At 67.8% G+C, this 17,441-nt stretch carries 17 protein-coding genes; 14 read left to right on the forward strand and 3 right to left on the reverse strand.

The genetic code is table 11. The annotated features are described in order from the left end of the window. Positions 1-65: 65 nt before the first annotated feature. Positions 66-821 (reverse strand): IclR family transcriptional regulator, encoded by a 756-nt coding sequence (locus AC1DRO_RS11160; RefSeq protein ID WP_028275490.1) that lies wholly within the window; start codon positions 819-821, stop codon positions 66-68. A 206-nt stretch (positions 822-1,027) separates the two neighbouring features. Here AC1DRO_RS11160 and AC1DRO_RS11165 point away from each other — a divergent pair, with 206 nt between their 5' ends. From AC1DRO_RS11165 to AC1DRO_RS11220, 12 genes are all read left to right on the forward strand, one after another. Next, positions 1,028-2,440: an NAD-dependent malic enzyme gene (locus AC1DRO_RS11165; protein ID WP_476950846.1), complete on the forward strand. Its 1,413-nt coding sequence runs from the start codon at positions 1,028-1,030 to the stop codon at positions 2,438-2,440. Positions 2,441-2,475: 35 nt separating this feature from the next. Continuing rightward, the gene (gene aceB / locus AC1DRO_RS11170) at positions 2,476-4,074 is read left to right on the forward strand and encodes a malate synthase A (protein WP_476950847.1); all 1,599 of its coding nucleotides are present in this window, start codon (positions 2,476-2,478) and stop codon (positions 4,072-4,074) included. A 3-nt stretch (positions 4,075-4,077) separates the two neighbouring features. Beyond that, positions 4,078-5,427 (forward strand): DUF6986 family protein, encoded by a 1,350-nt coding sequence (locus AC1DRO_RS11175; protein ID WP_476950848.1) that lies wholly within the window; start codon positions 4,078-4,080, stop codon positions 5,425-5,427. Then, a complete protein-coding gene (locus AC1DRO_RS11180) occupies positions 5,424-6,236 on the forward strand; it encodes a bifunctional allantoicase/(S)-ureidoglycine aminohydrolase (protein ID WP_028275486.1) in 813 nt (270 codons plus the stop codon). The genes AC1DRO_RS11175 and AC1DRO_RS11180 overlap by 4 nt, the downstream gene beginning before the upstream one ends. Before the next feature lie 180 nt (positions 6,237-6,416). Further along, a complete protein-coding gene (locus tag AC1DRO_RS11185; RefSeq protein ID WP_162159054.1) occupies positions 6,417-6,578 on the forward strand; it encodes a glycine zipper domain-containing protein in 162 nt (53 codons plus the stop codon). Positions 6,579-6,857: 279 nt separating this feature from the next. Continuing rightward, positions 6,858-7,658 carry a hydroxypyruvate isomerase family protein gene (locus tag AC1DRO_RS11190; protein WP_476950849.1) on the forward strand — a complete coding sequence of 267 codons (801 nt, stop codon included), beginning with the start codon at positions 6,858-6,860 and terminating at the stop codon, positions 7,656-7,658. Between the two features lie 86 nt (positions 7,659-7,744). Beyond that, the gene (locus AC1DRO_RS11195) at positions 7,745-8,623 is read left to right on the forward strand and encodes a 2-hydroxy-3-oxopropionate reductase (protein ID WP_476950850.1); all 879 of its coding nucleotides are present in this window, start codon (positions 7,745-7,747) and stop codon (positions 8,621-8,623) included. A 160-nt stretch (positions 8,624-8,783) separates the two neighbouring features. Then, positions 8,784-10,574 (forward strand): glyoxylate carboligase, encoded by a 1,791-nt coding sequence (gcl, locus tag AC1DRO_RS11200; protein WP_476950851.1) that lies wholly within the window; start codon positions 8,784-8,786, stop codon positions 10,572-10,574. A 1-nt stretch (position 10,575) separates the two neighbouring features. Beyond that, positions 10,576-11,805: a glycerate kinase gene (locus AC1DRO_RS11205; RefSeq protein WP_476950852.1), complete on the forward strand. Its 1,230-nt coding sequence runs from the start codon at positions 10,576-10,578 to the stop codon at positions 11,803-11,805. Beyond that, positions 11,798-13,141: an allantoinase AllB gene (gene allB / locus AC1DRO_RS11210; protein WP_476950853.1), complete on the forward strand. Its 1,344-nt coding sequence runs from the start codon at positions 11,798-11,800 to the stop codon at positions 13,139-13,141. The genes AC1DRO_RS11205 and allB overlap by 8 nt, the downstream gene beginning before the upstream one ends. 11 nt (positions 13,142-13,152) lie before the next feature. Next, positions 13,153-13,815: a winged helix-turn-helix domain-containing protein gene (locus tag AC1DRO_RS11215; RefSeq protein ID WP_476950854.1), complete on the forward strand. Its 663-nt coding sequence runs from the start codon at positions 13,153-13,155 to the stop codon at positions 13,813-13,815. Between the two features lie 44 nt (positions 13,816-13,859). Beyond that, a complete protein-coding gene (locus AC1DRO_RS11220; RefSeq protein WP_243180658.1) occupies positions 13,860-14,357 on the forward strand; it encodes a peroxiredoxin in 498 nt (165 codons plus the stop codon). Positions 14,358-14,408: 51 nt separating this feature from the next. On the opposite strand, the gene AC1DRO_RS11225 is transcribed toward AC1DRO_RS11220, so the two are convergent. Then, on the reverse strand, positions 14,409-15,305 hold the full coding sequence (locus AC1DRO_RS11225) for a serine hydrolase (protein ID WP_476950855.1): 897 nt from the start codon (positions 15,303-15,305) through the stop codon (positions 14,409-14,411). A 264-nt stretch (positions 15,306-15,569) separates the two neighbouring features. Between AC1DRO_RS11225 and bcp the strand changes: the two genes are divergently transcribed. Next, positions 15,570-16,049: a thioredoxin-dependent thiol peroxidase gene (bcp, locus tag AC1DRO_RS11230; protein WP_028275479.1), complete on the forward strand. Its 480-nt coding sequence runs from the start codon at positions 15,570-15,572 to the stop codon at positions 16,047-16,049. A 49-nt stretch (positions 16,050-16,098) separates the two neighbouring features. Here bcp and AC1DRO_RS11235 read toward each other — a convergent pair whose 3' ends face one another. Then, positions 16,099-16,947 carry a class I SAM-dependent methyltransferase gene (locus AC1DRO_RS11235; protein WP_476950856.1) on the reverse strand — a complete coding sequence of 283 codons (849 nt, stop codon included), beginning with the start codon at positions 16,945-16,947 and terminating at the stop codon, positions 16,099-16,101. A gap of 89 nt (positions 16,948-17,036) precedes the next feature. Here AC1DRO_RS11235 and AC1DRO_RS11240 point away from each other — a divergent pair, with 89 nt between their 5' ends. Continuing rightward, positions 17,037-17,420: a hypothetical protein gene (locus tag AC1DRO_RS11240; protein ID WP_476950857.1), complete on the forward strand. Its 384-nt coding sequence runs from the start codon at positions 17,037-17,039 to the stop codon at positions 17,418-17,420. The last annotated feature ends 21 nt before the right edge of the window (positions 17,421-17,441 follow it).

A 17,441-nucleotide genomic window follows, 5' to 3' on the forward strand; every position in this document is an offset into this window, starting at 1 on the left:
CCCCTCCCCGTGAAGGAAAAGGGGCCGCAATCTGGCCTGGCGGACTGCGGCACGGCCGCTGGATGTCAGCTCTTGTTGAGGTCCTGGGAGATCGCCAGGGCTGCCTCGCGCAGCAACGGCACAGCCCGGTCCGCGAAAGTCTCGTCCACCCGGGAAACGGGCCCGGAGACGGAAATCGCCGCGGGGGTCGGCGCGTTGGGGATGGCAATCGCGAAGCAGCGGACGCCGATCTCCTGCTCTTCCTCATCGATCGAATAGCCGCGGCTGCGGATCAGCTTCAAGTCGGCGAGCAGGGATTCGACGTCGCCGATGCTCTTCGGTGTGGGTGTGGGCATGCCCTTCCGGGTCACGATGCCACGCACCGTCTCATCGTCCAGCTGGGCCAGGATCGCCTTGCCCATGCCGGTGGCGTGCATGTAACCGCGGCGGCCCACTTCGGTGATCATCCGCATGGAGTGCAGGGACGGGACTTGGGCCACGTACATCACCATGTCAGAGTCCAGCACAGCCATGTTGGCGGTTTCCCCGAGCCGTTCCACGAGGGACTGGAGCTGCGGCCGGGCGAGCGCCCCGAGCTGCTTGTTCGCCGCCTCGCCCAGACGGATCAGGCGCGGGCCCAGGGCATAGCGGCGGTTCGGCAGCTGCCTGATGTAGCCCAGGGTGACGAGGGTGCGCAGCAGCCGGTGGATGGTGGGAAGCGGCAGGTCGGTGGAGGACGAGAGTTCGCTGAGGGTGACGTCGCCGCCGGCATCGGTGATCAGTTCCAGAAGTTCGAAGACGCGTTCAACGGACTGCACGCCTCCGGGGGCTTTTTCCGCCATAACTTTGCTCTCCTGAGGGGTTGCTTACGACAAATTTTATCCACATCGTGAAAAAAGTGCCTAGTGGACACAAGATACAGTACCGCCCCCGCCGCCGACGGACCCCTGGGGGCTTGTATTTCCACAAAGTAGATAATAATATCCATCATACGAAATAAGTGAGTGCAGTAAGAGCCCGTCCGCGGGCCGACTAGGAGGAAAATTCAATGGCGAATCCCAGCCCCGGAAATTCGATCACCCTGCGCGTGGAGGCGCCCTCGAGCTTCACCGCCACCAGCGAACTGGCCGCCGCCGTCGGTGCGGCCGGCGCCGCGATCACGGCCCTGGACGTCACCGAATCCCACCATGAGACCCTGGTAGTCGACGTCACCTGCAACACCACGGACGACGAGCACGCCGCACGTGTCAAGGACGCGCTCAACGCGCTCGACGGCGTCACGGTCCGGAACGTCTCGGACCGAACCTTCCTGATGCACCTCGGCGGCAAGCTGGAAGTTGTGCCGAAGGTCGCGCTGCGCAACCGCGACGACCTCTCCCGCGCCTACACCCCCGGCGTCGCCCGCGTCTGCCTGGCGATCGCGGAAAACCCTGAGGCCGCCCGGAACCTGACCATCAAACGCAACACCATCGCCGTCGTCACCGACGGCTCCGCCGTCCTGGGCCTCGGCAACATCGGCCCGGCCGCCGCACTGCCGGTCATGGAAGGCAAGGCCGCGCTCTTCAAGCAGTTCGCCAACGTCGACGCCTGGCCGGTCTGCCTGGACACCCAGGACACGGAGGAAATCATCCGGATCGTCAAGGCGCTCGCCCCGGTCTATGGCGGGGTCAACCTTGAGGACATCGCCGCTCCGCGCTGCTTCGAGATCGAAACCCGGCTCCGCGAGGAGCTCGACATCCCGGTCTTCCACGACGACCAGCACGGAACCGCAATCGTCACGCTGGCAGCCCTGACCAACGCCCTGCGCGTGGTGGACAAAAAACTCTCCGAGGTCCGGATTGTCGTTTCGGGCGTCGGCGCCGCCGGCTCCGCCATCATCGCGCTGCTCAAGGCACAGGGGGCCCGCAACATCATCGCCGCCGGCCGATCGGGAGCGATCCACTTCGGCGAACAGTACGACGACGAGCACCGCACGTGGATTGCCGAGAACACCAATGAACGGGGTTTCTCGGGCACCCTGCACGAAGCGCTCAAGGGAGCCGACGTCTTCATCGGCGTCAGCGCACCGCACGTGATCGGCGAAGAACAGGTGGCATCCATGGCCAACGACGCTATTGTGTTCGCCATGGCCAACCCCACGCCGGAAATCGACCCGGTGGTCGCATCACGGCACGCCGCTGTGGTGGCGACCGGCCGCAGCGACTTCCCCAACCAGATCAACAACGTCCTGGCCTTCCCAGGGTTCTTCCGCGGGCTGCTGGACGCGGGGGCGGCGGACATCACCCCCGAGATGCTGGTGGCCGCCGCCGCGGCGATCGCCAACCGGGTCGCCGACGACGAGCTCAATGCCAGCTACATCATTCCCAGCGTCTTCGACCCCCACGTTGCCGCCGACGTCGCCGCGGCGGTTGTCGCGGCTGCCCATGCGACGGTCCCGGCCGCCGCGCTGACCCACGCCTGATTCGCCGCCTGCTTCACCGACCAGGAAGGACCACAATGGCCCTCACCATTTCAGCCCGCCGCCCCGTTGACCGCGCGGAGGAGATCCTCACACCCGAGGCGCTGGCCTTCATTGAGCAATTGCACCAGCGATTCGCCGCCACCCGCGTGGATTTGCTCAAGGCCCGCGCGGTCAAACGCGACGAGGTGGCCCGCACCGGCCGGCTCGATTTCCTGCCGGAAACCCGTGATATCCGTGAAGGCGACTGGACGGTGGCCCCGGCCCCGACAGCCCTGCAGGACCGCCGGGTGGAAATGACGGGTCCGGCCGCACCGGCCAAGATGGCCATTAATGCCCTGAACTCCGGGGCCAAGGTCTGGCTCGCGGACCTCGAGGACGCCAGCACTCCCACCTGGTCCAACGTGATCGAATCAATCCTGAACCTCCGCGACGCCGCGGCGGGAACCCTGGCCTACACGTCCCCCGAGGGCAAGGAATATACGCTCCGGACCGATGCCCCGCTGGCCGTCGTTGTCGCCCGCCCGCGCGGCTGGCACATGGCAGAGCGCCACCTGCTGATCGACGGCGAACACACCGTAGGCGCCCTGGTGGACTTCGGCCTGCACTTCTTCCACACCGCCAGGCAGCTGCTGAAGAATGGCCATGGCCCTTACTATTACCTGCCCAAGATGGAGAGCCACCTCGAGGCCCGGCTGTGGAACGAGGTCTTCGTCTTCGCCCAGGACTACCTCGGCATTCCGCAAGGCACCATCCGCGCGACCGTCCTGATCGAGACCATCCCCGCAGCATTCGAAATGGACGAGATCCTCTACGAACTCCGCGACCACGCCTCCGGCTTGAACGCTGGCCGCTGGGACTACCTGTTCAGCATCATCAAGTACTTCCGTGACGCCGGCTCGCGCTTTGTGCTGCCGGACCGCGCCACCGTGGCTATGACCGCGCCGTTTATGCGTGCCTACACCGAACTGCTGGTCAAGACCTGCCACCACCGCGGCGCCTTCGCCATGGGCGGCATGGCGGCCGTCATTCCCAACCGCCGCGAACCCGAGGTGACGGCCCAGGCGTTCGAGAAAGTGCGCGCGGACAAGACCCGTGAGGCGAACGACGGCTTTGACGGTTCCTGGGTGGCCCACCCGGACCTGGTGCCGGTCTGCCGGGACGTCTTCGACGCCGTCCTGGGCGAGCGGCCGAATCAGCTGGACAGGCAGCGCCCGGAAGTCTCGGTCACCGCGGACCAGCTCCTGGACGTCGCCTCCGCCCGTGGCACGGTCACCGAGGCAGGCATGCGCCTGAACCTGTACGTTGCCGTCGCCTACACAGCGGTGTGGATTTCGGGCAATGGCGCGGTCGCCATCCACAACCTGATGGAGGACGCGGCGACGGCGGAAATCTCGCGGTCCCAGGTCTGGCAGCAGATCCGCAACCACTCTGTGCTCGCCGACACTGGCCGGACCGTCACCCGCGAGCTGGTATCCGGGATCCTGGCCGAGGAAACCGAGAAGCTCCGGGGCGAGGTGGGCGAGGACGCTTTCATGAAGCACTACCTGCCCGCCAGCAAGCTCATCGGCGACATCTGCCTGTCCGAGGACTACACGGACTTCCTCACCACGCCGGCGTACGAGCTGGTGGGCTGAGGCATGGCAGCCACCTCCGCCAGTGCCAGGCCGCAAGCACGCAGCCATCTGCAGAGCCAGGGTCCGGTAACGCCGGCCCTCTCCGGGGCCGACCTCGCCCGGATCGATGCGCAGCTCGCCGACACCGACCGGCTGCTGGAGCGCAGCTACCCGGGCGACGACGGCTCCCGCCAGCCGGTGCACACCGTCTACGTTCCGGCCGACCGCTTCAGCCCGGAGTTCGCCGCGGACTGGGGCGCCCAGGCCCTCGCCGCGGTGGATGCCCGCGGCGGCGTCGAAAGCCTGTGCGCGCTGCAGGGCCAGGAAACCGAACTGGCCGCCGCCGTCGCGCCGCGGGTCCGGGCCAAGCTCTCACGCGAGCCGATCGAGGACCTCCGTCTGGACTTTGAGGACGGGTTCGGGGACCGGGGCGACGACGCCGAGGACGCCGCCGCTGTCGCCGCGGCATCCGCCGTGGCCGCCGCCGTCGCCGCCGGTACCGCGCCGCCGTTCATCGGGATCCGCTTCAAGTGCTTCGAGGCTGCCACCCGCGCCCGGGGTCTGCGGACCCTGGATCTCTTCGTCTCGCAGCTGGCCACGGCCGGCGAACTGCCGGACGGGCTCGTCCTCACCCTGCCCAAGGTCACCACGGTGGCGCAGGTGGAGGCCATGGCCTTCGCCGTGTCCCGGCTCGAGGAAGTCCACTCGCTCCCCGCGGGCCGGCTCCGCTTTGAGGTGCAGGTGGAAACGCCGCAGCTCATCCTGGGCCCGGACGGAACCTCGCCGGTGGCGCGCCTGCCGCACGCGGTGCCCGGCCGGATCAGCGGGCTGCACTACGGCACCTACGACTACTCAGCATCGCTGCAGATCTCCGCCGAATACCAGTCCATGGAACATCCCGTGGCGGACTTTGCCAAGGAAGTCATGCAGCTTGCCGCGGCCGGCACCGGGATCCGGCTCTCCGACGGCTCCACCAACATCATCCCGGTGGGCGGGAACGTGGAGCAGGCCTGGCAGCTCCACGGCCGGCTGGTCCGCCGCTCGCTGGAACGCGGCTACTACCAGGGCTGGGACCTCCACCCCGCCCAGCTGCCCAGCCGGTTCGCCGCGACCTACGCCTTCTACCGGCAAGGGCTCCCGGCCGCCGCTGCCCGGCTCCGCAATTACATGGACCAAACCGCCGGCGGCGTTCTGGACGAACCCGCCACCGCACGGGCTCTGGCAGCCTTCGTGCTGCGCGGCGTCCAGTGCGGCGCCGTCGGCACCGAAGAAGTCCTGGCGCTGGCCGGCGTCGGGCTCCCCGAACTCACCGCGCTGGCCCACCCCCGGCTGGCCAACACCTCCACTCCCTCAGCAAAAGGAACGCACCCATGAGCAACTATTTCTACCCCGAAGGCGGGCTTCCGCCGCAGACCCAGATCCTCTCCGACCGGGCCGTGGTCAAGGAGGCCTACACCGTCATTCCGAAGGGCGTGCTCCGGGACATCGTCACGAGCAAACTGCCCGGCTGGACCAACACCCGTTCCTGGATCCTGGCCCGGCCCATCGCCGGTTTTGCCACGACGTTCTCGCAGCTGATCGTCGAGGTGGGACCGGGCGGAGGCTCGGAGAAGCCCGAGCCGGAGGCCGGCGTCGAAGGCGTCATCTTCCTGACCAAGGGCGCCCTGGCACTGACCCTCGAGGGGGAAATCCACAGGCTGGGCGAGGGCGGCTACGCCTACCTCGCCGCGGGGGCCCAATGGTCCGTGGCGAACGAGTCCGGGGAGATCGCCAGTTTCCAGTGGATCCGGAAGGCCTACGAGCCGCTGGACGGCTACACGGCGAAATCCTTTGTAACCCGCGACCAGGACGTCGCACCGCGGGCGATGCCGGACACCGACGGGGCCTGGGCCACCACGCGTTTCGTGGACCCGGAGGACCTCGCCCACGACATGCACGTCAACATCGTCACCCTCAAGCCCGGCGCCTCCATCCCCTTCGCGGAAACCCACGTCATGGAGCACGGCCTCTTCGTGCTGGAAGGAAAAGCCGTCTACCGGCTCAATGACGACTGGGTGGAGGTGGAGGCCGGCGACTTCATGTGGCTGCGCGCCTTCTGCCCCCAGGCGTGCTACGCCGGCGGTCCGGGCAACTTCCGGTACCTGCTGTACAAGGACGTCAACCGCCAGATCCGCCTGACCTAAGACCGATCCACCAATACCGATCCACCAATACCGACCCACCAATACCGATCCACGCAGTGGAGTCCGCCCCGTCTGTGAGGGCGGACTCCTGCGTGGTTCCGCCGGTCGCGCCTCCGCGCCAATTCTGGTCACCCAGCCCGGAGCCCTTGCGGCCCGGGCGATGCTTGCTAGCCTGAGGCTGTGAAGTACGAATCCCTGTGGATCGGAATGCTCCTTGGCGCGGCCCTCGGCTTCGCCATCGGGGTCACCACCGTCGACAAGCCATTCACGGGCCTCCTGATCGGCCTCGGGGTCGGCGCACTCGTGGGTCTGGGTATCCGCAAGGACCCAACGAAGCGGTAGGGAATTTCGCCGCATCTGCTGCCCGCGTGCCCTGAACTGCCGGAGCCTGAACTCCCCTAGGCTCCCGCGCTCCGAGGTGCCGGGGCAAGAATATCGGGGTCCCTCGCGCCTCACCCCGCAGCCACACCCCCATTCGCTCACCCCTTGACTCCCCGGCCCAACCTTCCCTACACTTTTCATAAAGCAGAATCTTAATTCCACAAAGCGGAAAACAAGCAAGGATCTGCAAGGCAAAGGTGCCCGGGATCCAGCTCCCGCCCACACCGGAAGGAACCCACAATGACGTACACCGTGAACTGCTCCATCCTCCTGACGGAGCTCCCCCTCTGGGAACGCCCGGCCGCCGCGAAGGCCGCCGGTTTTGACGCCGTAGAATTCTGGTGGCCCTTCGAGACCTCCGTCCCCACCGACGTCGAGGTTGCCCGGTTTGAGAACGCCATTACCGACGCCGGCGTGCAGCTGACGGGCCTGAACTTCAACGCGGGCGACATGCCGGGCGGCGACCGCGGCCTGGTCTCCTGGCCGGCACGTTCCACCGAATTCCAGGACAACATCGACGTCGTCGCCGGCATCGGTGAGCGCCTCGGCTGCAAGGCCTTCAATGCCCTCTACGGCAACCGCATTGACGGCGAATCCGCTGAGCAGCAGGACGCCATTGGCGCCGAAAATCTCGCGGCGGCGGCTGCCGGCGTGGCCCGCATCGGCGGCACGGTCCTCCTGGAACCCGTCAGCGGCGCCCCCCGGTACCCCCTGCTCAAGGCACAGGATGCCCTCGATGTGATCGCCCGGGTCAAGCAGGAATCCGGCGCCGGGAACATCAAGCTCCTCGCGGACTTCTACCACCTGGCCGTGAACGGTGACGACGTCGCCGCCGTCATCGAAAAGCACGCCAAGGACTTCGGCCACATCCAGATCGCCGACAACCCCGGCCGCGGGGCTCCCGGAACCGGGCAGCTTCCCCTCGGCGAATGGATCGCCCGCAGCCGCGCACTCGGCTACGAGGGCTACATCGGCCTCGAATACAAGGAACCCGCGGGGACCGCATTCAGCTGGGCCATCCGCCAGCGCGTCTCGCAGTAATCCCCACCCGCTCCCTCAGTCCGCACCAGCGCAAAGAAGCACACCCGCGCTAAAACGCACACAAAGACGTCAGAAAGAGAACCACAATGAGCAACATCGCAGTCATCGGCCTCGGTATCATGGGCCTGCCCATGGCCATCAACCTCGTCAAGGCCGGCCACACGGTCACGGGCTTCAACCGCAGCCAGGACAAGACCGACAAGCTCGTCTCCGAAGGCGGCAAGGGTGCCGCGAGCATCGCGGAGGCCGTCAGGGACGCCGACGTGGTCATCACCATGGTGCCGGACTCCCCCGACGTCGAAGGCGTGGTCAGCGGCCCCGACGGCGTGTTCGCCAACGCCAAGCCGGGCGCCCTGTGGGTTGATGCCAGCAGCATCCGCCCCGACGTCGCCAAAGGCCTCGCCGACGACGCCCGGGCCGCCGGGATCCGTCCCCTCGACGCCCCGGTCTCCGGCGGCGAACAAGGCGCCATCGACGCCGCGCTGTCCATCATGGTGGGCGGTGACGCCGCCGACTTCGAGGCGGCACGGGATGTCCTGGCCGCCGTCGGCAAGACCATCGTCCACGTGGGGCCCTCCGGCTCCGGCCAGACCGTCAAGGCAGCCAACCAGCTGATCGTGGCCGTCAACATTGAAGTCCTTGGCGAGGCGATCGCCTTCCTCGAGGCCTACGGCGTGGACACGGACGCCGCCCTCAAGGTCCTCGGCGGCGGTTTGGCCGGCTCCAAGGTCCTGGAGCAGAAGGGCCAGAAGATGCTGGACCGCAACTTCGACCCCGGCTTCCGCCTGGCCCTGCACCACAAGGACCTCGGCATCGTCACCTCCGCGGCCCGCGAGGCCAATGTCGCCGTCCCCCTCGGCGCCATCGTCGCGCAGCTCGTCGCCGCCACCGTCAACCAGGGCGACGGCGGCCTGGACCACTCGGGCCTCTTCAAGCAGGTCCTGAAGCTCAGCGGCCGCAACTAAGCGGCGCTGCCGCCCCGTCAAGGGGCATTTCGACACGAACGCACCGGCCGGCGTCGGGATTTACGACGGCGGCCCGCCCTCCCCCCAACAAGAGGTGCCCGCGACGATTCGCCGGGCCTGCCTTCAGCACACCCAAAAACAGACTTTCAAGGAGCACACCATGACGAAAATGCGCACTGTAGACGCAGCCGTCGCCATCCTGGAAAAGGAGGGCGCCACCGAGGCGTTCGGCCTGCCAGGCGCGGCGATCAACCCGTTCTATTCGGCCATGAGGGCCCACGGCGGCATCCGCCACACCCTGGCCCGCCACGTTGAAGGCGCCAGCCACATGGCCGACGGCTACAGCCGGGCCAAGGACGGCAACATCGGCATCTGCATCGGCACCTCGGGCCCCGCGGGCACGGACATGATCACCGGCCTGTACGCGGCGTGGGCCGATTCCATCCCGATGCTCTGCATCACGGGCCAGGCACCCGTGGCCAAGCTGCACAAGGAGGACTTCCAGGCCGTGGACATCGAGTCCATCGCCAAGCCGGTCACCAAGTTGGCCATGACCATCCTTGAACCCGGCCAGGTTCCCGGAGCCTTCCAGAAAGCTTTCCAGCTGATGCGCTCCGGCCGCCCGGGCCCGGTCCTGCTGGACCTGCCGATCGACGTGCAGATGGCCGAGATCGAATTCGATATCGACACCTATGAGCCCCTGCCCGTGGAGAAGCCCAGGGCCAGCCGGAAGCAGCTGGAAAAGGCACTGGACATGCTCACCGCAGGCGAGCGCCCGCTGATCGTGGCCGGCGGCGGCATCATCAATGCCGGAGCCTCGGCGCAGCTCGTGGAACTGGCCGAGCTGCTGGGCGTCCCCGTGATCCCCACCCTGATGGGCTGGGGCGCGATCCCGGATGACCACGAACTCATGGCCGGCATGGTGGGCCTGCAGACCAGCCACCGGTACGGCAACGAGAACTTCCTGCGCAGCGACTTCGTGATCGGCATCGGCAACCGCTGGGCCAACCGCCACACCGGCGGCCTGGACACCTACACCGCCGGCCGCACGTTCGTGCACATCGACATCGAGCCGACCCAGATCGGCCGCGTGTTCTCCCCGGACTTCGGCATCGCCTCCGACGCCGGCGCCGCCCTGGATGGGCTGCTGGAGCTGGCCCGGGAACGCCTGGACGCCGGGTCCCTGCCGGACTACACCGCCTGGGTTGACGAATGTTCCGGGCGCAAAGCCACACTGCACCGCAAGACCCACTTCGACAACGTGCCGATCAAGCCGCAGCGCGTGTACGAGGAAATGAACAAAGCATTCGGCAAGGACACCACGTACGTCTCCACCATCGGACTGTCGCAAATCGCCGGCGCCCAGATGCTGCACGTGTTCGGCCCGCGCAAGTGGATCAACGCCGGACAGGCAGGCCCGCTGGGCTGGACCGCCCCCGCCGCGCTGGGCGTGGTCCGCGGCAAGCCGGACCAGACCGTGGTTGCCCTCTCCGGTGACTACGACTTCCAGTTCATGATCGAGGAACTGGCCGTGGGCGCGCAATTCAACCTGCCGTACATCCACGTTGTGGTCAACAACTCCTACCTGGGCCTGATCCGCCAGTCCCAGCGCGGCTTCAACATGGAACAGAACGTGTCCCTGGCGTTCGAGAACATCAACTCCACGGATCTCTCCGCAACCGCAAGCGGCTACGGCGTGGACCACATAAAGGTGGCCGAGGGCCTGGGCTGCAAGGCGATCCGGGTGGAAAACCCGGAGGACCTGCCGGCCGCGTTCGACAAGGCCAAGGCGCTCCTGGGCGAGTTCAGGGTTCCGGTGGTGGTGGAAGTCATCCTGGAGAAGATCACGAACATCTCCATGGGCACCGAAATCAACGCTGTCAACGAGTTCGAGGCCCTGGCCGAGACCGCCGAGGACGCCCCCACCGCCATTCTGGCCCTGCAGGCCTGAGATGCGCGTCGTCATAGCGCCGGACAAGTTCAAGGGATCGCTCTCGGCCCCGGACGTCGCCCGGCACCTCGAAGCAGGGCTGCACGCGGCGGCCCGCGACAGCGGACAGATCAGTAATCTGGAGGTACTGCGGATTCCCGTGGCCGACGGCGGCGAGGGCACCCTCGATGCCGCCGTCGGCTCCGGCTTCACCCGCCGCAGCGCCGTCGTCAGCGGCCCCACCGGCGCGCCGGTCCGGGCGGAGTTCGCGGTCCGCGGACGCGAGGCGGTCATTGAGATGGCCGCCGCGTCCGGCCTCGCCGTCCTGCCCGGCGGCAGGGGCGGCCGCCCTGATTCCGCCTCCGCCAATGGCGCCAGCAGCAAGGGAACCGGCGAACTGATCCGGGCCGCGCTCGACGCCGGGTGCCGGCAGATCATCCTGGGCGTCGGCGGCAGCGCCAACACCGACGGCGGCGCCGGGGTCCTGCAGGGACTCGGTGCCAAGCTCCTCGACGCCGACGGCAACGAACTTCCGCCCGGCGGTGCGGCCCTGGCCCGGCTGGACTGGATCGACTTCTCCAACTTCGATTCCCGCCTGGACGGCGCACGCTTCGTACTCGCCAGCGACGTCGACAACCCGTTGCTTGGTGCCCAAGGCGCCGCTGCGATCTTCGGCCCGCAGAAGGGCGCCACCCCCGAGGACGTAGCAGCCCTCGACGCCGCCCTGGCCCGCTTTGTGGACGTGCTCTGCGCCGAAATCGGGCCCCGCGCGCGGAAGGCTGCGGACGCTCCGGGTGCCGGGGCTGCCGGCGGCGTGGGCTACGCAGCCATCGCGGTGCTGGCCGCGACCCGCCGGCCCGGCATCGACGTCGTCCTCGAATTCACCGGGCTGGCCGAGCGGCTGGCCGGCGCGGATCTGGTGATCACCGGCGAAGGCAGCCTCGACGAACAGACCCTCCTGGGCAAGACTCCGGTGGGCGTTGCCCGGGCGGCGCGCCGCGCCAAGGTTCCGGTGGTCGCGGTGTGCGGCCGGTCCGTCCTGACCCCGGAGCAGATCAGCAGTTCCGGGTTCCTCGCAGTCCACGCTTTGACGGAGCTGGAAAGCAATGTAGACACATGTATAACCGACGCCGCGGCGCTGCTGGAGCGCCTCGGACGGCAACTCGGCGAGCAATTGGCCAACGTGGCGCACTCCGTCCAGGGCGCCCGCACCCTGGACAGTGCTCCGGGAAAGGAGACCCTCAGTGTCTGAAGAAACCTACGACGTCGTCTTCCGCGGGCAGCGGGTGCTGACCACCGCCGGCATCGCCGCCCGGGAAGTCGGCATCCGCGGCGGCGTGATTGTCGCGATCGAGCCGCTGGGCAACGGCCTCTCCGGCCGTGAAGTCATTGAACTCGCCGACGACGAGACCCTCCTGCCGGGCCTCGTGGACACCCACGTGCACGTCAATGAGCCCGGCCGGACCGAGTGGGAGGGATTCGCGTCCGCCACCCGGGCGGCAGCGGCCGGCGGCGTCACCACCATCATTGATATGCCGTTGAACAGCATCCCGCCCACCACTACCGTGGAGGCCCTGAAACTGAAGCGGGAGGTGGCCGGGGACCAGGTGTTCGTGGACGTCGGCTTCTGGGGCGGAGCCGTCCCGGGCAACAAGAACGAACTGCGGCCGCTGCACGACGAGGGCGTTTTCGGCTTCAAATGCTTCCTGCTGCACTCCGGCGTGGACGAGTTCCCGCACTTGGAAGCGGACGAAATGGAACAGGACATGGCCGAGCTCAAGTCCTTCGACTCGCTCATGATCGTCCACGCCGAGGACTCCCACGCGATCGACCACGCGCCCCACCCCGGCGGCGACCACTACTCCACGTTCCTGGCCTCCCGCCCGCGCGGGGCCGAGAACAAGGCCGTCGCCGAGGTCATCGAACGGGCCCGCTGGACCGGAGCCCGCGCCCACATCCTGCACCTTTCCTCCTCCGACGCGCTCCCCATGATCGCCACCGCCAAGCGCGACGGCGTTCGCCTCACCGTGGAAACGTGCCCGCACTACCTGACGCTGACGGCCGAGGAAATCCCGAACGGCGCCACAGCCTACAAGTGCTGCCCGCCGATCCGCGAAGCTTCCAACCGCGAACTGCTGTGGGCCGGCCTGCAGGACGGCACCATCGACTGCATCGTCTCGGACCACTCCCCGTCCACCCTGGACCTGAAGGACTTGGAAAACGGTGACTTCGCCGTGGCCTGGGGCGGCGTCTCCTCGCTGCAGCTGGGCCTGTCGCTGATCTGGACCGAGGCCCGGCACCGCGGCATCCCGCTCGAGCAGGTTCTCTCGTGGATGGCGGCAAAGCCGGCCCAACTCGCCGGCCTGGGCAATAAAGGCCAACTGGCGCTGGGATACGACGCCGACCTCGCCGTATTTGCCCCGGACGAGGCTTTCGTTGTGGATGTCTCCAAGCTCAAGCACAAGAACCCCATCACCCCGTATGACGGCAAGGCGCTTTCCGGCGTCGTCCGGCAGACCTACCTCCGCGGCACCCTGATCGACGGCCGGACCCCGACCGGCAAGCTGATCCGCCGCGGCGGCGTGTGAGCCAGGCGGCCGTGGCCGGCACCCCGCCCGCCGTTCACGGACGGGCCCGGAATAACGGGCAGGCACGGCAGGCCGGCCTCACCGCGAAGGGACTGGCGGTCTGGGTCACGGTGCCGGACGACTCCGACGTTGACCCGGTGTGCCTGGCCCGCGCGGCCGAACTCGTGCTCGGCCGCGCCCTCAGATGTGCCCCGGAGGCGGAAGTCCACTTTAGGCCCGCCGCCGGAGCCGCAACATCCGCCGTCGTCCGGTCCCCCGGAGACGACGGCACCCCGGCGGGAACAGCAGATCCCGCCGGGGACACCGGCGGGGACACCGGCGGGGCGGGCCTGGAGCCCGTCCCCGGCAGCATCAGCCGGCTCGCCGTCGACCTCGCGGCCGGAGACGCCAGGCTGGATGGAGAGCGGGTGCCCCTGACGGATCTGGAGTTCACGCTTCTGAGATGTCTCGTGCAGAACTGCTCCCGCACGGTAAGCCGGCAGGAGCTGCAGCTTTGCCTCGACGCGTTCGACACCCCGGGCGCGGCAACCCGGTCCATCGACGTGTACGTCGGACGGTTGCGCCGGAAACTCAAGGGCTGCCGGCACGCCGTCGTCACCGTCCGCAGCGGCGGCTACCGCTTCGTCCCCGGTCCGCGGGCGACGGTCCGCGGACCAGCGGAATACAGCATCTGAGCTCCGCTGCCACAACCATCCCGACCCTCGATCGAAGGAACTGCATGCAATCCACCGTGACCACCAAGCTGCACGCCATCACTAAGCTGCACAGCGAAGATCCAGCACCCGGGTTCACGCTGCCAGATGCTGCGGGCCGCCGGATCTCCCTGGCCGATTATCGCGGCAAAAACGTCATCATCTACTTCTACCCCCGCGCAGCCACTCCCGGGTGCACCACCGAGGCCTGCGACTTCCGAGACAGCCTCGCTGCCCTCCACGGCGCAGGCTTCGAGGTCCTTGGCATCTCACCCGACGCCCGGGAGGCCCTGTCCGCCTTTGCCGCGGAACATGCGCTCACGTTCCCCCTGCTCGCGGACGAAGACCACGCTGTGGCCCTCGCGTACGGCGCCTGGGGCGAGAAGCTGATGGACGGCGAGGTCCGCGAAGGCACGGTCCGGTCCACCGTGGTTGTCGGTCCCGATGGCAACGTGGTCCTGGCGCAATACCACGTCAGTCCGCAGGGCCACGTGCGGGCGCTGCGGGAGGAGCTCGGCATTTAGGGGCTCGGACACCATGCGGGCGGACCCGGACATGCGCGGGCTGCAAACGGCCTAGAAGAGGACGTCCGCCACCGCCTGCGTCAGCTGATGGATCACTTCAGTGCGTTCCGGGACGTCGCTCAGGTCGTGGCCCTTGGTGTAGATCACCAGCGCGTATGCGGTGCCGTCCCGGGCGAGGATGCCGGCGTCGTGCAGTTCACCGCCCAGGAGCCCGTACTTGTGGAAGACCGCGATCCCGTCCGGAACGGCGGCGGGAATGAGCGTTTCGTAGTTGGTGTCCTGCATATAGGACAACAGCTCGGCGGTGTGGTCGGCGTTCAGGAGCGTCCCGGAGTAGAGGCGGGAGACGATGGTCGCCATTTCCGCAGGTGTCAGCGTGTTGGTTTCCGGGTCATAGCTCACACCCAGCGACGCCGCGTACTCTGTCAGTTCCTCGTGGCCCACTGCGTCCATGATCAGCGACCACGAGTCATTGTCGCTCTGCTGGATCATCTCCCGGAGCTGGAAGCCGGCGGTGTAGCTCCCCAAAGGGTCATCGAGGCTGGCCGCCCCGGTTTCGACCAAGTGGTAGTAGGCCGCCGCGGCCAGGACTTTGGCTGTGCTCGCGGCCACGAATTTCTCCCGGACACCGTATTCGTGGACGTCCGCGCTACCGGCGCCCTGGGAGAGGCCGACCAGCGCCACGCCGATCTGGTACTGGCTGTTGGCAGCGAGAATGGCCTGGATGCGCGCGTCCAGGGCCGCGTCCACCGCGCTCGACGCCGGGCCGGATGCCTGGACCGCAGCATTGAGACTGGCTGACGGCGAAGCACCGGCCTCAGCCGTCGTCGCGGCAGACGGCGCGACCGACGTCGTCGTGGGATTCGCCGCCGTCAAGCGGGCTTGCGCAAAGGAATAGATACCTGCTGCCAGGACGACCGCGAGCACTGCTGCACAGACCGCAACCATCAGGGTCCGTGGCCGGACGGTCACTCGACGCGCCCGCGGCCGGAAGTGCGCCCGAATCCAAATCGTCGCTGCTGTGGATTTTGCTGTTCCATAATGACTTCAATCTAGCTACGGCAGCTATGCCGGAGCTATGAAAAAGCTGTTGGCCCCAAGCCTGCCAAAGCCGCCCCGGACGGGTCCTTGCCAGGCTCAGCCGGCGGAATACAGCCTGGGTCCACGATGTTGTGCATCACAGACCCATTGTCCCCTCCCCGAAGGATCATCATGAGCGCAAACATGACCGTCAAGCTTCAGCCCGGCACGCCGGCCCCGGATTTCACCCTGCCGGACGCCGAAGGCAAGCCGGTTGCCCTGGCCGATTACCGCGGCAAGAACGTCATTGTGTACTTCTACCCGCAGGCCGCGACCCCGGGCTGCACGACCGAGGCGTGCGATTTCCGCGACAACCTCGCGTCTCTGCAGGGCTCCGGCTACGAGGTCCTGGGCATCTCCCCCGACGCCCCCGAAGCCCTGGCCCACTTCACCGGCGACTTCGCCCTGACCTTCCCGCTCCTGGCCGACGAGGACCACGCTGTCGCCCTCGCCTACGGCGCGTGGGGCGAGAAGCTGGTCCACGGCGAGGTCACGGAGGGCATCGTCCGCTCGACCGTGGTGCTGGACCCCGAGGGCAAGGTCAAACTGGCGCAGTACCAGGTCAAGGCACAGGGCCACGTGGCGTCGTTAAAGGAAGCACTGGGCGTCTGACGACGCACCGCTCCGCAGCGTCGCCAACAGTCCGGGTCCGCCCGCCTGGCTAGACCTTGGTCCCCGCCACCACGGTGGCGGTGGACCGGAGCCGGATCGCGCCGTCGTGCTCGTAGCGGCCCAGCAGCGCGAACACATCCGAGCGGATCAGGGCCCGCGACTCCGCGTCCGCCTTGGCCAGGCCCATCGCCACGGTGGTCGCGATGTCGGTCATGAACTCCCAGTAGCTCTCCGGGGATTCGTGCACCAGGTCGGTGCTGACCTGGTGCTCGGCCACCTCGGCCAGCCCGGCCTCCTTGAACATGCGGGTCATGAAACCGGCTGGTGCGCAGCGGAACAGCCCGGGGGTCTCGGCGGGCGGAATGGGCAGTTCCCGGTGCCGGGCAATCGTGCCCAGGATCAGGCTGGCCCAGGGGTTTGCGGCCGCGCGTCCCCAGACGACGGCGCCCACCCGGGCGCCCGGCCTCGCGGTGCGCGCCATCTCTGCCATGGCCGCGGACATCACGGGGAAGAACATCAAACCGAAGTGGCTGTACACGGCGTCGAACGTGTTGTTGCGGAACGGCAGGGCGGCCGAATCGCACACTTGAAAGTCCAGGTTGTTCAGGCGCCGGGCCGATGCCTTCTCTTCTGCCACCCGGAGCATTCCGGCCGAAATGTCAGTCAGGACCACACGGCCTTCCGGCACCTGCGCGGCCACGTTGAGGCCGGGCTCCCCCGTGCCCGCCGCGACGTCCAGCACCTCTGAGTCGGGGCGGAGCCGGAGCTCCTGGCGGAGGGCGTCGCCGAACGGGGCCTGCCAGCCGAGCAGTTCCGCGTCCCATTTCTTCCAGCCCGCCGAGAACTCATCCCAGAGCAAGCGCTGCTCCTCACGAACACGGTCGGCTGAGGCTAACATGGCGGATCCTTAGCTCGTCTGTACCTAGCCCTAGTCTGCTCTGGGATGCGGTCCGCGGCAATGAGTCGAAGGGCAGTAGGCTTAACGGCATGTCTCCCCACGAAACCCCCGGCGCAGCAGGCAACGACCCCCAGCGGGAACCGGCACAGGGCAACGTTCAGGGCGGCGTTCCGGAGCGCCGCGAGGTCACCGTCCGCCGGGCCCCGAAATATGTTCCCTTCCTGATCCTGGGCGGGCTCCTGGGCGTGGCCGTCGCGGCCATCATCGCCTACGCCCTGCCCGGTGACCCGAGCTTCGACCGCTCCTCGGTCTTCGGCTTCTTCATGGTCCTCTGCGCGGCCGGCGGCGTCATCGTGGGTGCCGCGATCGCCCTGGTCCTGGACCGCCGGAGCGTCCGCCGCGCCGAGCACGCCGTCGTCGAATCCGCACCGGACGCCGACGACGACGAGGGCCGCGGCGGGAACCTCCGCTGAAGGGCGTCAGGTCATAAACCG

The organism is Arthrobacter sp. P4_F11 (genome assembly GCF_056401395.1).

Excerpts from the sequence above, each read along its gene's own strand:
- AC1DRO_RS11220 (WP_243180658.1), top strand. The coding sequence starts at position 13,860 with ATGCAATCCACCGTGACCACCAAGCTGCACGCCATCACTAAGCTGCAC.
- AC1DRO_RS11175 (WP_476950848.1), top strand. The coding sequence starts at position 4,078 with ATGGCAGCCACCTCCGCCAGTGCCAGGCCGCAAGCACGCAGCCATCTG.
- aceB (WP_476950847.1), top strand. The coding sequence starts at position 2,476 with ATGGCCCTCACCATTTCAGCCCGCCGCCCCGTTGACCGCGCGGAGGAG.
- AC1DRO_RS11225 (WP_476950855.1), bottom strand. The coding sequence starts at position 15,305 with ATGGTTGCGGTCTGTGCAGCAGTGCTCGCGGTCGTCCTGGCAGCAGGT.
- AC1DRO_RS11165 (WP_476950846.1), top strand. The coding sequence starts at position 1,028 with ATGGCGAATCCCAGCCCCGGAAATTCGATCACCCTGCGCGTGGAGGCG.
- gcl (WP_476950851.1), top strand. The coding sequence starts at position 8,784 with ATGACGAAAATGCGCACTGTAGACGCAGCCGTCGCCATCCTGGAAAAG.
- AC1DRO_RS11240 (WP_476950857.1), top strand. The coding sequence starts at position 17,037 with ATGTCTCCCCACGAAACCCCCGGCGCAGCAGGCAACGACCCCCAGCGG.
- AC1DRO_RS11235 (WP_476950856.1), bottom strand. The coding sequence starts at position 16,947 with ATGTTAGCCTCAGCCGACCGTGTTCGTGAGGAGCAGCGCTTGCTCTGG.
- AC1DRO_RS11205 (WP_476950852.1), top strand. The coding sequence starts at position 10,576 with ATGCGCGTCGTCATAGCGCCGGACAAGTTCAAGGGATCGCTCTCGGCC.
- AC1DRO_RS11180 (WP_028275486.1), top strand. The coding sequence starts at position 5,424 with ATGAGCAACTATTTCTACCCCGAAGGCGGGCTTCCGCCGCAGACCCAG.
- AC1DRO_RS11190 (WP_476950849.1), top strand. The coding sequence starts at position 6,858 with ATGACGTACACCGTGAACTGCTCCATCCTCCTGACGGAGCTCCCCCTC.
- AC1DRO_RS11195 (WP_476950850.1), top strand. The coding sequence starts at position 7,745 with ATGAGCAACATCGCAGTCATCGGCCTCGGTATCATGGGCCTGCCCATG.
- bcp (WP_028275479.1), top strand. The coding sequence starts at position 15,570 with ATGAGCGCAAACATGACCGTCAAGCTTCAGCCCGGCACGCCGGCCCCG.
- AC1DRO_RS11160 (WP_028275490.1), bottom strand. The coding sequence starts at position 821 with ATGGCGGAAAAAGCCCCCGGAGGCGTGCAGTCCGTTGAACGCGTCTTC.